This is a genomic window from Streptomyces sp. NPDC050674, assembly GCF_040654575.1.
Classification (GTDB): Bacteria; Actinomycetota; Actinomycetes; order Streptomycetales; family Streptomycetaceae; genus Streptomyces.
Window position 1 is genome coordinate 59,652 of sequence record NZ_JBFAIG010000007.1, and the last position, 13,683, is coordinate 73,334.

11 protein-coding genes and 1 pseudogene are annotated in these 13,683 nt (G+C 74.6%); 4 read left to right on the top strand and 8 right to left on the bottom strand.

Translation table 11 applies throughout. From position 1 onward, the window contains the following. Nucleotides 1–15: 15 nt before the first annotated feature. Together AB0I06_RS13790 and AB0I06_RS13795 are read right to left on the bottom strand one after the other, a co-directional pair. A complete protein-coding gene (locus AB0I06_RS13790; protein WP_003993737.1) occupies nt 16–678 on the bottom strand; it encodes a response regulator transcription factor in 663 nt (220 codons plus the stop codon). A 356-nt stretch (nt 679–1,034) separates the two neighbouring features. Beyond that, nucleotides 1,035–1,709: a DUF3000 domain-containing protein gene (locus AB0I06_RS13795; RefSeq protein ID WP_363118970.1), complete on the bottom strand. Its 675-nt coding sequence runs from the start codon at nt 1,707–1,709 to the stop codon at nt 1,035–1,037. Between the two features lie 102 nt (nt 1,710–1,811). Between AB0I06_RS13795 and hemE the strand changes: the two genes are divergently transcribed. Further along, a complete protein-coding gene (hemE, locus tag AB0I06_RS13800) occupies nt 1,812–2,879 on the top strand; it encodes a uroporphyrinogen decarboxylase (RefSeq protein ID WP_363118971.1) in 1,068 nt (355 codons plus the stop codon). Between the two features lie 337 nt (nt 2,880–3,216). Here the strand turns inward: hemE and AB0I06_RS13805 are convergent, their stop codons facing one another. Continuing rightward, the gene (locus tag AB0I06_RS13805) at nt 3,217–3,873 is read right to left on the bottom strand and encodes a GPP34 family phosphoprotein (RefSeq protein ID WP_363118972.1); all 657 of its coding nucleotides are present in this window, start codon (nt 3,871–3,873) and stop codon (nt 3,217–3,219) included. Between the two features lie 138 nt (nt 3,874–4,011). Between AB0I06_RS13805 and AB0I06_RS13810 the strand changes: the two genes are divergently transcribed. After that, complete coding sequence (locus AB0I06_RS13810; protein WP_363118973.1) at nt 4,012–4,341, top strand: hypothetical protein; 330 nt, start codon at nt 4,012–4,014, stop codon at nt 4,339–4,341. Nucleotides 4,342–4,464: 123 nt separating this feature from the next. On the opposite strand, the pseudogene AB0I06_RS13815 reads toward AB0I06_RS13810, so the two are convergent. Both AB0I06_RS13815 and AB0I06_RS13820 read right to left on the bottom strand, forming a co-directional pair. After that, nucleotides 4,465–5,849 (bottom strand): annotated as a pseudogene (locus AB0I06_RS13815) (FAD-dependent oxidoreductase). A 27-nt stretch (nt 5,850–5,876) separates the two neighbouring features. Next, nucleotides 5,877–6,857: a DUF4349 domain-containing protein gene (locus AB0I06_RS13820; RefSeq protein WP_363118974.1), complete on the bottom strand. Its 981-nt coding sequence runs from the start codon at nt 6,855–6,857 to the stop codon at nt 5,877–5,879. A gap of 158 nt (nt 6,858–7,015) precedes the next feature. On the opposite strand from AB0I06_RS13820, the gene hemG reads away from it, so the two are divergent. Continuing rightward, nucleotides 7,016–8,461 (top strand): protoporphyrinogen oxidase, encoded by a 1,446-nt coding sequence (hemG, locus tag AB0I06_RS13825; protein ID WP_363118975.1) that lies wholly within the window; start codon nt 7,016–7,018, stop codon nt 8,459–8,461. A 5-nt stretch (nt 8,462–8,466) separates the two neighbouring features. After that, a complete protein-coding gene (gene hemQ, locus AB0I06_RS13830) occupies nt 8,467–9,210 on the top strand; it encodes a hydrogen peroxide-dependent heme synthase (RefSeq protein ID WP_363118976.1) in 744 nt (247 codons plus the stop codon). Here the strand turns inward: hemQ and AB0I06_RS13835 are convergent, their stop codons facing one another. From AB0I06_RS13835 to AB0I06_RS13845, 3 genes are all read right to left on the bottom strand, one after another. Further along, nucleotides 9,211–10,815 (bottom strand): alpha/beta hydrolase, encoded by a 1,605-nt coding sequence (locus AB0I06_RS13835; RefSeq protein WP_363118977.1) that lies wholly within the window; start codon nt 10,813–10,815, stop codon nt 9,211–9,213. A gap of 114 nt (nt 10,816–10,929) precedes the next feature. Then, a complete protein-coding gene (locus tag AB0I06_RS13840; RefSeq protein ID WP_363118978.1) occupies nt 10,930–11,700 on the bottom strand; it encodes a TIGR04222 domain-containing membrane protein in 771 nt (256 codons plus the stop codon). A 378-nt stretch (nt 11,701–12,078) separates the two neighbouring features. Continuing rightward, entirely contained in the window at nt 12,079–13,542 is a 1,464-nt protein-coding gene (locus AB0I06_RS13845; protein WP_363118979.1) for a DUF692 domain-containing protein, read from the bottom strand. Nucleotides 13,543–13,683 lie beyond the last annotated feature (141 nt).

Sequence of the window (13,683 nt, forward strand, 5' to 3'; positions counted from 1 at the left end):
TCACGGGGGAGCGGGTCAGTGGATGATCCCGGTCCGCAGCGCCACCGCGACCATGCCGGCGCGGTCGCCCGTGCCGAGCTTGCGGGCGATACGGGCGAGGTGGCTCTTGACGGTCAGGGCGGACAGTCCCATCGAGACGCCGATCGCCTTGTTCGACTGGCCTTCCGCGACCAGCCGCAGCACCTCGACTTCCCGGCCGGACAGTTCGCGGTAGCCGCCCGGGTGGCTCGGGGCACCCGGGGGGCGGCGGTGCAGACGGGCGGCGGCGGCGCCGATGGGGGCGGCGCCCGGGCGGGTGGGGAGACCGACGTTGGTACGGGTGCCGGTGACGACGTACCCCTTCACCCCGCCGGCGAGTGCGTTGCGCACGGCGCCGATGTCGTCGGCGGCGGAGAGGGCGAGCCCGTTGGGCCAGCCCGCGGCGCGGGTCTCCGACAGCAGGGTGAGGCCGGAGCCATCCGGCAGGTGGACGTCGGCGACACAGATGTCGCGGGGGTTGCCGATGCGGGGACGAGCCTCCGCGATGGACGAGGCCTCGATGACATCGCGCACACCGAGCGCCCACAGATGGCGGGTGACGGTGGAGCGGACGCGCGGGTCGGCCACGACCACCATGGCGGTCGGCTTGTTCGGGCGGTAGGCGACCAGGCTTGCGGGCTGCTCGAGGAGAACGGACACCAGGCCTCCTGGGGTGCGGGACGGGGCCGGCTCGTGGGGGTGAAGCCGGGACGAACCGTGCTTTCAAGGTCACAGTCGTCTTCGGCACCGAACCCGTCCGCCTTTAGAGAATGATCACGATTCGGTGATAACAATCCGTGCAATTCGGACACGCGGTCGATCATTCGAAGGTCGAACGGTTTCGGTCTGCGTCGGTACGCGGTCGAAAGTGGCCGTATCGACAAAGTGATTCGGCCAAGAGGGGTACTCAGGTGTGATCGTCGACCGGACATGGTTGACCGCCCCGCACAAGGTCGATCAGTGCGGGGCGGTCGGGGGGTCGATCAGAGGTGGATCAGGGGTCGGTCAGGGTCGGTTCAGCGGGACTGCGGCCCTCGCCGCTGGGGCAGCGTGACGACCGACGCGTCCCCGGGCCCGGCCGGGGGCAGCCCGGCGATCTGGGCGAGCAGATCGCACCAGGACGCGAGGTGCGCGGCCGTGTCCGGCACACCGCCCAGGCCCTCGCGCGGCGTCCACGACGCACGGATCTCGATCTGCGAGGCGGCCGGCCGCGCGGACAGCCCGCCGAAGTAGTGGGAGCTCGCCCGCGTGACGGTACCGCTCGGCTCCCCGTACGTCAGCCCCCGGCTCTGGAGCGCGCCGGTCAGCCAGGACCAGCACACCTCAGGCAGCAGAGGGTCGGCCGCCATCTCCGGCTCCAGCTCCGCGCGCACCAGCGTCACGAGCCGGAACGTGCCCCGCCAGGCGTCGTGCCCGGCCGGGTCGTGCAGCAGCACCAGACGCCCGTCGGCCAGGTCCTGGTCGCCGTCGACGACCGCGGCCTCCAGCGCGTAGGCGTGGGGGGCGAGCCGCTTCGGCGGGGGCGTCGGCTCGACCTCGATCTGGGGCCGCAGCCGCGCCGCCCTCAGCGCGTCGACGGCGGCCCGGAAGGGCAGCGGGGCGGACTCCGCCTCCCGCCGGTCGTTCCCGGTGTCCTTCGCTTCGTCCATTCCGCCAGCGCCGTCCGACAGTCGTCCCTGAGCCGCAGCCATGCGGGAAGATTACGGGGACCGGGGCCCGGGTGCCGGGCTAGACACCCCGCGCCTGCCCAGGGGCTGAATCGCGCCGTCCGGCAGCGTGCGAAACTTGGCCCCGTGAGTGCCAACGACGCCCCTCGGGCCCAGCAGCCGTCCGCCCCGTACGAATCCGCCTTCCTCAAGGCCTGCCGGCGCGAGCCCGTGCCGCACACGCCGGTGTGGTTCATGCGGCAGGCGGGGCGCTCACTGCCGGAGTACCGCAAGGTGCGCGAGGGTATTCCGATGCTCGAGTCCTGCATGCGCCCCGAGCTGGTCACCGAGATCACCCTCCAGCCGGTGCGCCGGCACGGCGTGGACGCGGCGATCTACTTCAGCGACATCGTCGTCCCGCTCAAGGCCATCGGCATCGACCTCGACATCAAGCCCGGCGTCGGCCCGGTCGTCGAGCGCCCGATCCGCACCCGCGAGGACCTCGCCCAGCTGCGCGACCTCACCCCCGAGGACGTCTCCTACGTCACCGAGGCCATCGGCCTGCTCACCCGTGAGCTCGGTGCCACGCCCCTCATCGGCTTCGCCGGAGCCCCCTTCACCCTCGCCAGCTACCTCGTCGAGGGCGGCCCGTCGCGCACGTACGAGAACGCCAAGGCGATGATGTACGGCGACCCCGAGCTGTGGGCCGACCTGCTCGACCGCCTCGCGGACATCACGGCCGCCTTCCTGAAGGTGCAGATCGAGGCGGGCGCCTCGGCGGTCCAGCTGTTCGACTCCTGGGCCGGTGCGGTGGCCCCCGTCGACTACCGCCGATCGGTGCTGCCCGCGTCCGCCAAGGTCTTCGAGGCCGTGGCCGGTTACGGCGTCCCGCGCATCCACTTCGGTGTCGGCACCGGCGAGCTGCTGGGCCTGATGGGCGAGGCCGGCGCGGACGTCGTCGGCGTCGACTGGCGCGTCCCGATGGACGAGGCCGCCCGCCGCGTCGGCCCCGGCAAGGCGCTCCAGGGCAACCTCGACCCGACCGTGCTGTTCGCCCCCACCCAGGCCGTCGAGGCCAAGACCCGCGAGGTCCTGGACGCGGCGAAGGACCTGGAGGGCCACATCTTCAACCTCGGCCACGGCGTCATGCCGTCCACGGACCCGGACGCGCTGACCCGGCTCGTGGACCACGTGCACACCCAGACGGCGCGCTGACCGGGCGCGGAGCCCCGGCCCGCCGGATCATGCCCGCAACCTCGCGTTGAGTGACCCGGGCGGCGACGGCCTGGATCGGGGGCCCGCCCGGGGCAGGCGCGGTGCGCCGCCTCGGCCACGAGCCCCGGGGTGCTGCCGGCGGACTTCGCCGCACGGCCCGGGCACTGTCGGCGATCCGGCTGCTCCTGTGCGCACCGGCAACCGAGGGCCGGGTTCGACGCGGTCGTCGCAGGGACCGAGACGCGCCTTCCGGTCCCGAGTGCCCGGCCCGGACACCGGACGCCGCCGTGTTCCGGTGCCCCGTCACGACCGGCGGCCTGTCCTCGCGGACGGGCCGTCACCCACCGGCCGTGGCCGCGACCACGGCGGCCGCCGCGAACGCCTGCCGCACGGCCTCCCCCAGCGCCGTGGCCGGCTCCGACTCCCTCGTGAGCGCGGGGACGCGGGCCTCCAGCTCGCCGGCCTCGGCGCCGGAGAACGCCACGGTGTGCAGACGCGCGTGATACATGACGGCGATCAGTGTGGCCGTCCCTTCCCCGGGCTCCCGGTCCCCGCGCACCACTTCCGCCAGCTCGGCCCGCAGCGCCGCGGGCACCGCCGGGTCGGTCACCGGGTACCGGACGGTCCCGAACGCCTTCAGCACCCGCCGGTCCTCCCGGCGTACCAGGCCCTTCGTCAGCAGTCCCTCGTACGCCGCCGAAAGAGCCTGCTCCCGCACGGCGAGCAGCCAGCCGTGCACCGGCCCGTCGGGGTGGGTGCGCACCTGCCCGGCCAGGGCGGCGGCCACCGGATCCCCGGGCTGCTCGGCCGGGGGGCGCGCAGCCGCAACGAGCCGTCCGCCGGCCACCGTGAGATGCCCGGAACGGGCCAGTTCGACGAGCCGTGCCGCGGCGACCGCCAGCCCCACGCGCAGCGGCGGCTCCCGGAGCACGCCGCTCTCCTCGTCCAGGGCGAGCAGCACGATCCGCTCGCCCACGGTCGATTCGGTATCCACAAGTCCCCCTGAGTGCATGGCAGTCTGCCGAATCTACCTCGCTCGTCGTGAACGCGGGTGCCAGGGCGTGCGTATGAGTCGGCAACCGCCCGCGGCGCGGGGAAGGCGGGTCGCGGGGCCGACGTGAGGAAACAGGCGATGAACGACCGAGTTACCCCCGCGATGCACGCGCTGCCCGACGGCGAGGCGGAGCTGACGCTGGTGGTGCGGCTGCCCTGGGAGGACGTGGCCCGCCTCGGCCAGGACGCGGGACGGCTGGCCACCCAGCTGCGGCGGCCCGTGACGCTGGAGGAGGCGGTGAGCCACCGATTGCGCTCGACCCGGGTGGCCGCCCACGCGAAACCCGCCGGGGAGCAGCCGCCCGCGGTGACCGCCTCCGCGTCGGTGTCCTCCCTGCCGTCGCGGCCGCCCGCGGAGCAGGCCCGGCAGGCGATCGACCGGATCAACGGCACGGCGGGGACGGCGTAAGGGATCGCCGCGGGGGTGCGGGGCGTCACCGGGCGAGGGCCCGTCGCGGCCGGTCGCGCCCACGCGGCGGACCCCGCACATCGACACAGCCCCGCGCCCCTGGGGGTAGGGACCCGCCGCCTGTCACATGGAACCGCGCACCTTCGCCGCCGCCTTGCGGGCCGCCACCAGGACCGGGTCCCAGACCGGGGAGAACGGTGGGGCGTAGCCGAGGTCCAGGCCGGTCATCTGTTCCACCGTCATGCCCGCCGTGAGGGCGACCGCGGCGATGTCGACGCGCTTGCCCGCGCCCTCCCGGCCGACGATCTGGACGCCGAGGAGGCGGCCCGTGCGGTGCTCGGCGAGCATCTTGACCGTCATGGGGGAGGCGTTCGGGTAGTAGCCCGCGCGGCTGGTCGACTCCACGGTGACCGACTCGAAGCGCAGCCCCACCCGGTGGGCGTCCTTCTCGCGCAGGCCCGTGCGGGCGATCTCCAGGTCGCATACCTTGCTGACCGCCGTGCCCACGACACCCGGGAAGGTCGCGTAGCCGCCGCCGACGTTGGTGCCGATGACCTGGCCGTGCTTGTTGGCGTGGGTGCCCAGCGGGATGTGCCGGTCCTGGCCGGAGACGAGGTCGAGGACCTCGACGCAGTCGCCGCCGGCCCAGATGTCCTCGTGGCCGCGCACCCGCATCGAGCGGTCGGTGAGGAGGCCGCCGTGCGGGCCGAGGGGGAGGCCGGCGGCTCGCGCGAGGGTGGTCTCGGGGCTGACGCCGATGCCGAGCACGACCACGTCGGCGGGGAACTCGCGGTCCTGCGTGACCACCGCCCGCACCCGCCCGTCGCCGGTGAGGATCTTCGTGACGTCGGCGTCGTTCACCATCGTGATGCCCAGGCCCTCCATGGCCTCGTGCACCAGGCGGCCCATGTCGGGGTCGAGGGTCGACATGGGCTCGCTGCCGCGGTTGACGACCGTCACCTCGTAGCCGCGCTTGATGAGCGCCTCGGCCATCTCCACGCCGATGTAGCCGGCCCCGACGACCACCGCGCGGCGCCCTTTCGTGCCCTCCAGCGTGTCGAGGAGCGCCTGGCCGTCGTCCAGGGTCTGCACACCGTGCACCCCCGGGGCGTCGGCCCCCGGCATGTCGGGCCGGACCGGCCGGGCACCGGTGGCGATCACGAGCTTGTCGTACGACGTCCAGGACTCCTCGCCGGAGTCGAGGTCACGCGCGCGTACCCGCCGTCCGTCGAGGTCGAGTTCCGTGACCTCGGTGCGCAGCCGCAGGTCGATGTCCCGGGCAGGTGCTCCTCGGGGGTGCGGGCGATGAGCCGGTCCGGGCCGGTGACGTCACCGCCGACCCAGTAGGGGATGCCGCACGCGGAGTACGACGTGAAGTGCCCCCGTTCGAACGCCACGATCTCCAGCTCGCCGGGGCCCTTCAGACGGCGTGCCTGCGACGCCGCGGACATGCCCGCGGCGTCGCCGCCGATGACGACCAGTCGCTCCCGTGTACGGCTCATGTTCATGCGAACACGCTACGGGAGCACGGCATTTCAGTCCTGCTCGCCCGGCGCCCGCGGCCGCGTCGGCTCCGGTGCCGGGCGGGCCGTCGGCAGCGGGCCCGGCGCGGTCGCCGTGGGTGCGGGCGCGGGACGGCGCGGCAGCCGGGGGCGTACGACGCGCAGCCACAGCAGCACGATCAGGGCGGCCACCGCCGCGAACGGCAGCACCGCGCCGAAGGCGACGGCGAGCCAGCGCAGCATCGTCACGAACGCGCTCCAGCCGCCCGCGAGCGCGTCCACGAATCCCGGGTCGTCGTCCTCGGTCCTGGTCTTCTTCACCGGGGTCTCGGACAGCGACAGGGTGATGGTGGCCAGGCTGGTGCGGTCCTTCAGGGACTTCTGCCGGGCGAGCAGCGACTCCAGGTCGGCCTGGCGGGTGCTCAGCTCGCCCTCCAGGGTCACCACGTCGCCGAGCTTCGTGGCCTGGTCCATCAGCTCGCGGATCCGGGCCACGCTGGCGCGCTGCGTCCTGATCCGGCTCTCCACGTCCACGACCTGGTCGGTGACGTCCTCGGCCTTGGCGCTGCGGTCGATGAGCTTGCCGGTGCCCTCCAGCCCGGAGAGGACCTCGTCGTACTTGTCGACGGGCACCCGCAGCACGATCCGGGTGCGCTCGTGGCCCTCGGCGTCCCGGGTGGTGGTCTCGTCGCCGACGTAGCCGCCCGCGTTCTCGGTGCCGGTGCGGGCCTGGTCCAGGGCCCTCGGGACATCCTTGACCTGCACGGTCAGGGACGCCGTGCGGATGATGTGGCTCGCGGCGAGCTTGGGCGGCGCCGTGGCCCCGGCGCCGCTCGCGGTGCCGCCGGGGGCGGCCTCGCCCGATGCGGCCTTGCCCTCGGCCCCGCGGTCGGCGGCGCTGCTGCCGCCCGCCGAGTCGTCCCCGGCGCTGCACCCCGTGAGAGCGAGGGCGGCCGCCAGCAGCAGCGCGGTCAGGGCCGAGGCGGGGTGTCGTACGGATCGTCGTGTGCGCATGCGGGCATCCCCCGGGGGTCGATTGTGCTGACGCTTCTTCGACGCACGGACCGGCCCCGTCGTTTGGCCCGGACCGGTTCCGATGCGGTCACGGTCGGGACTCGCGACGGACACCGGGGCGCGACGGCACCGCCGGCGGGGTCTGAGAGGCTGGGGGCATGCGCGAAGTTCACAGGCAGGTCGTCGTCATCGGGGCCGGCATCGCGGGGCTGGCCGCCGCGCACCGGCTGCTGGAGCGCGGGGCGCGGGTGACCGTGCTGGAGGCCTCCGGCCGGGTCGGCGGCAAGCTGCTGCCCGGGGAGATCGCGGGTGCGCGCGTGGACCTCGGCGCCGAGTCGATGCTGGCCCGCCGCCCCGAGGCGGTGGCACTCGCGCGCGAGGTGGGCCTCGCCGGCCGTCTCCAGCCCCCGGCCACCGCGACGGCCTCGCTGTGGACCCGCGGCGCCCTGCGTCCCTTCCCCAAGGGGCATGTGATGGGCGTGCCCGGCACCGCGTCCGCCCTGGCCGGTGTGGTGTCCGAGGAGGGTCTCGCCCGGATCGAGCGGGACGCCGAACTGCCCCGCACCGAGGTCGGCGACGACGTGGCGGTCGGGGAGTACGTGGCGCGGCGCCTCGGCCGCGAGGTCGTCGACCGTCTGCTGGAACCCATGCTGGGCGGGGTGTACGCGGGCGACGCCTACCGCATCTCCATGCGCTCGGCCGTCCCGCAGCTCTTCCAGGTGGCCCGCACCCACACCTCCCTGACGGCAGGCGTCCGGGAGCTCCAGGCCAAGGCGGCCGCCGCCGGGCAGACCGGCCCGGTCTTCATGGGCATCCAGGGCGGCATCGGCACCCTGCCCCTCGCGGTGGCCGACTCGGTCCGTGCGCGCGGGGGTGAGATCCTCACGCGGACGCCGGTGACGGAGCTGCGCCGCACCCCCGAGGGCGGCTGGCAGGTCGCCTCCGGCGAGCGCGCGTGGCGTGCGGACGCGGTGGTCGTCGCCGCGCCCGCCCCCGTCGCCGCCCGGCTGCTGCGCGCCAAGACGCCCGGCGCCGCCGCCGAGCTCGACGCCGTCGAGTACGCCTCCATGGCCCTGGTCACCCTCGCCTACCGCCGCAGCGAGACGGCCCTGCCCGACGGCAGCGGCTTCCTCGTGCCGCCGGTCGACGGGCGCACCATCAAGGCGTCCACCTTCGCCTCGCGCAAATGGGGCTGGATCGCCGAGGAGAACCCGGACCTGGTCGTGCTGCGCACCTCCGTCGGGCGGTACGGCGAGACGGAGATCCTCCGGCGCGACGACAGCGAGCTGGTCGAGGTCTCCCGCGACGACCTGAAGGCGGCCACCGGCCTGGACGCCACGCCCGTCGCCACCCGCGTCACCCGCTGGGACGACGGCCTGCCGCAGTACCCCGTCGGCCACCACGCGCGCGTGGCCCGCATCCGCGAGCACGTCGCCCGGCTCCCCGGCCTCGCCGTCTGCGGAGCCCCCTACGACGGGGTGGGCATCCCGGCCTGCATCGCGAGCGCCTACGCCGCCGTCGACCAGATCCACGGTGACCTCGGCGGTGTGCAGGAGCTCACCGCCCACCCGGTGCAGAGCCTGCACGGGGGAGCGGGAGAATGAGGAGCATGAGTGACGACGCCTCCACCACCCCCTCCGGCACCGCGCCCGACCGCATCCCGAACAAGGGCAAGCTGGCCAAGGACCTCAACGAGGTCATCCGCTACACGCTCTGGTCCGTCTTCAAGCTGAAGGACGTCCTCCCCGAGGACCGCTCCGGGTACGCCGACGAGGTCCGGGAGCTGTTCGACCAGCTCGCCGCCAAGGACGTGACGATCCGCGGCACCTACGACGTCTCGGGCCTGCGCGCCGACGCCGACCTCATGATCTGGTGGCACGCGGAGACCAGCGACGCGCTCCAGGAGGCGTACAACCTCTTCCGTCGCACCAGGCTGGGCCGCGCCCTGGAGCCCGTCTGGTCGAACATGGCGCTGCACCGTCCCGCCGAGTTCAACCGCGCGCACATCCCGGCGTTCCTCGCCGACGAGACGCCCCGCGACTACGTGAGCGTCTACCCCTTCGTGCGCTCCTACGACTGGTACCTGCTGCCCGACGAGGACCGCCGCCGCATGCTCGCCGACCACGGCAAGATGGCCCGCGGTTACCCGGACGTGCGCGCCAACACCGTCGCCTCGTTCTCCCTCGGCGACTACGAGTGGATCCTCGCCTTCGAGGCCGACGAGCTGTACCGCATCGTCGACCTCATGCGTCACCTGCGCGCCTCGGAGGCGCGTCGGCACGTGCGCGAGGAGGTGCCGTTCTTCACCGGCCGCCGCAAGGACATCACCGAGCTGGTCGCCTCTCTGGCCTGATCAGCCCGGCCGCCGTACGGCCCCGGCCCGGTCCGGGGCCGTCGGCTTCGGTTCGGCGTGCGGGGCGCACTCGGCGTGCCGCCCCGGCAGCCGGCCGTGCAGCAGATACGCCTCCATGTGCCCGTTGACGCAGGCGTTCGGCCCGCCGGCCAGACCGTGGGCGCCGGCGTCCCGCTCCGTCACCAGGACCGAACCCGTGAGGCGGTCGTGGAGTTCGAGGGCACCGTCGTAGGGCGTGGCCGCGTCGCGCTCGGCGGCCAGGATCAGCGTCGGCGGCAGCTCGCCCGGCCCGGCGCCCACCTCCGGCGGCCGCTGACGCGGCGCAGGCCAGAAGGCGCACGGCAGGTTCGCCCACACGTTGTGCCAGGTCTCGAAGGGCGCCACCCGCGCCAGCCGGGTGTTGTCCCGGTCCCACACCGCGAAGTCCGTCGGCCAGGGGGCGTCGTTGCACTCGACGGCCACGTAGACCGCGCGGGAGTTCTCCGCCTCGGCCGCCGCCTCGGGGTGCTGCTCCGCCTGCTCGACCAGCGGCCCCTCGTCGCCCCGGAGGTACGCCGACAGCGCGTGCGCGCGGTGCGGCCACAGGTCGTCGTAGTACCCGGCCTGGAGCAACGCCCCTCGCAGCTGCCCCGGTCCCACCTTTCCGCCCGCCGGTTCGGCGGCCAGCCTCGCGCTCACCCGCTCGTAGCTGCGCAGCACGTCCCGCGCGGTCCGGCCCAGCCCGTACACGTCGTCGTGCCGGGCGATCCAGGCCCGGAAGTCCGCCCAGCGGCGCTCGAACGCCGCCGACTGGGCGAGGTTGTTGCGGTACCAGATCCGCTCGGGGGCGGGGTGGACCACGGAGTCGAACACCATCCGCCGCACGTGCGACGGGAACAGCGTCGCGTACAGGGCACCGAAGTAGGTGCCGTACGAGGAGCCCATGAAGGTCAGCCGTTCCTCGCCGAGGGCGGCGCGCAGCACGTCGAGGTCGCGGGCGTTGTTCAGCGAGTGGTAGTGCCGCAGCGCGTCGCCGTTGCGCTCGGCGCAGCCGCGCGCGTACGCCTTCGCCCTGGCGACGCGTTCCCGCTTGTACGACTCCGAAGGGTGCGTCGGCGCCTGCGAGGGCCCGGTGAGGAACTGCTCGGGGTCCTTGCACGACAGCGGGGCCGAACGGCCGACGCCGCGCGGGGCGTAGCCGACGAGGTCGTAGGCGGCCGCGATCCTCTTCCACTCGGGGAGCAGGCCGATGAGCGGGAAGTACAGCCCCGTGGCGCCCGGTCCGCCCGGGTTGTACACGAGGGCACCTTGCCGCAGGACGCGGTGCCCGCTGTCGTCCGGGTCCTTTCCCGTGGCCCGGGCCCGGCTGACGGCGAGTTCGATGTGCCGGCCGTCGGGGTGGGCGTAGTCCAGCGGGACGCTCACCGTGCCGCACCGCATGCCGCCGGGCAGGTCCCGAGCGTCGGGGCACGGGCCGAACTCGACACCGGCCGCCTTCGCGCGGGCGGCGGCCACGGCGGTGCCGCGCCGCTCGGCCGCCCCCGTCGGGTCCTCGGCGGCCGGTGCCGCGGTGAGGGTGCTCAGCAGCAAGGACCCGGCGGCCGAGCAGAGCAGGGCGGCTCTCATCGTGTGTCCCTTCGGTGCGCGGTGGCGACGAAGGGGATGTTTCGTGCGGCGTGGGGGGAAGGCAAGCACCGTCCGCCGGTGTCGGGGCCGATGCCCCCGTGCGCCCCCGGCCGGTCAGTCGTGCGCCTCGCGGTGGCCGAACGCGGCGCGCAGATCCGGTTCGCCGATCGCGCGGACACCGCGCACGGCCACCGAGGTCAGATACGTGCGGTCGTCGGCGGCGCTGTCCGCGGTGCGGGTCAGCGCGCCGAGCAGCCGCCGGCCGGCCGGGGAGGCCCAGCGCGAGTACGGGTGGATCTCGACCCGTGCGACGGCCAGGCAGCTCAGGGTCAGGGCGAGCGGCAGCGCGAACCACAGGGCGACCAGGTGCCGGGGCATGTCGGGCGGGGCGGGCGCCAGCAGTGCGGCCACGCCGAGCCCGAGGACGACGAGGGCCGCGCCGCGCACCTGCCGGACGGCCGTGGCCACGGTCGTACGGGCGCTGTCCGGCACCGCGAGCCCCGCGCGCACCAGCCCGTCGGCGATCCCGCGCACCGCCTCCGCCGTCGCGGCCGTGGCCCGCACCGGCGCGATCCGGGACTGTCCCTGCGGGCCTATGGCGCCTATCACCGACCGCTCCATCTCGTCCCGCCCGCGCGGGTCGACGACCGTCGCCCAGCCGGTGTGGGCCAGCAGCAGACGGCGCTGGCGGGCCATGGCGACCAGAGTCACGTCGGCGACCCGCCGGGGGCCGCCGGAAAGGAACGCGGCCTCGTACAGCGTGAGTTCACGACCCCGGCCGGTGTCCGCCTCGACGGCCGCGGCGCGCACGGCGGCCAGGCACAGGCGGGTGCACGCCGTGCCGGCCACGGCCCAGGCCGCCAGCAGGAAAAGAACCCAGAGCATATGTTGTTTGTATGTGACACGGTCGCGAGAACACCATGCCCCGTTCACGATCCGGACGGAGTGTTGCCGGTATGTGACGTTCCGCTTCTGTCCGGTGGCGGACTGTAGGCGGGCGGCGGAAGCGGGTGGCTCGGCGGCGGGGGCACGGGCGAGGCCGGGGCACTCGTGCCGCTCCCGACCGCCATGTCCCGGGCCACGGCGTCGTGGTCGACGTACCCCGTGGCCTCCAGGACAGGCCCTGCCGGCCCACCCGGTCCTTTGGACCGCGCGGACGCCGCCGCGGCGGTGTGCCCGTGGCCGCCGCCCGCCCACCGGTCCGCTGTCCGGTGGGCCCCTCCCAGGCCGGAGTGACGCGTGAGGGGCCGGGCCCCTCACCCGTCAACGCCGCGCCAGCACCCTGCGCGTGGCGCGGGCCAGCCGGTGGGCGGGCCGCCGCGAGCGCGGCTTCGGGCCCGACCGCTCCAGCCACCACTCCCGCAGTTCCCGCCGCGCCCGGGCGTCCCCGGGGCGCCCGGTGGACAGCAGGTGCTCGGCGAAGGTGAGGGCGTCACGCCGGTACCCGGCGGTCATCGGCTGGGTCTGGGCGTAGCACAGGAACGCCGTGCGGTACCCGTCCCCGAGGATCACCGGCAGCTCGGGGGCTACCTTCGCCACGACGTCCGCCCGCTTCGCCGCGAGCGCCCGCGCCTGGACGCCCACCCGCACACGGTCGAACCCCTCGGGCACGGGCGTCCCCGCGACCAGCGCCGACAGCAGTGCCGCCTGCGCCAGCCCGAGCCGCTGCCGGGCGGCACCGGCCTCCCGTGGGTGGGGCGGGCCGAAGGCGCCCCGTGTCGCCTCGGCCGCCCCGGTCTCATGGCCCGCCGGCCCCGCGCCGTCCCGGGCCTCGTCCCGCCGCCCGGCGCCGCCGCCCGCGGGAACACCGCCGACGCACCCGGCCTCGTCCTCCCGCCCGGGAACGGCTCGGCGCGCGGCCGCGAGGACCGTCGAGCGGAACTGCGTCTTCACCCGCTCCACGGCCCCCGCTTCCAACGCCCGCCGGATCGAGGTCAGTTCGCCGGTCAGTTCCGCCGGTTGCGGGAAGTTCTCGTCGCGCTCCAGCAGGACACCCGGAGGGCAGACGCGCGAGGCGAGGTCCGTGAGGATGTCCAGGACCGGCCGCGGCACCGGGTGGGCGTGACTGTCGTGCCAGACGCCGTCGCGTTCGAACCCGCCGGCGACATGGACGTACGCGATCGCCTCCAGGGGCAGCTCCGCCAGGGCCTTGGCCGGGTCCTCACCGCGGTTGACGTGGTTGGTGTGCAGGTTGGCCACGTCGATCAGGAGGCGGACGCCTGTGCGGTCGGCGAGGTCGTAGAGGAACTGGCCCTCGGTCATCTCCTCGCCCGGCCAGCAGATCAGCGCGGCGATGTTCTCGACGGCCAGCGGCACCGGAAGCGAGTCCTGCGCGATGCGCACGTTCTCGCACAGGACGTCCAGGGCGTCCCGGGTCCGCGGGACGGGCAGCAGATGGCCCGCCTCCAGGTGCGGGGACGCCGTCAGCGGCCCGCCCGCCCGGACGAACGCGATGTGCTCGGTGACCAGCGGCGAGCCCAGCGCCTCGGCACGCTCGGCCAGTGCGCTCAGCCGGTCCGCGTCGGGCCGGTCCGCGCCGCCGAGGCCGAGCGAGACGCCGTGCGGGACCACGGTCACGCCCCGCTCGCGCAGCCGCCGCAGCGAGTCGGGCAGGTGCCCGGGGCAGAGGTTCTCGGCCACGGCCTCGACCCAGTCGATCCCCGGCATCCGCTCCACGGCGTCCGCGATCTCCGGCCGCCATCCGATGCCCGTCCCCAGTCGCTCCATCGTCCCCTCCTCCACCCCGGACCGTTCCTCGAACGTGAGGGAGGTATGGCCCCGCCGCCGGACGCCGAACCGCGTCCGCCCGCCTTCAGAGCAACATTTGAGGTTCGGCGGGCCGGGGCCGGCCGGCGCCCGGCCCATCCG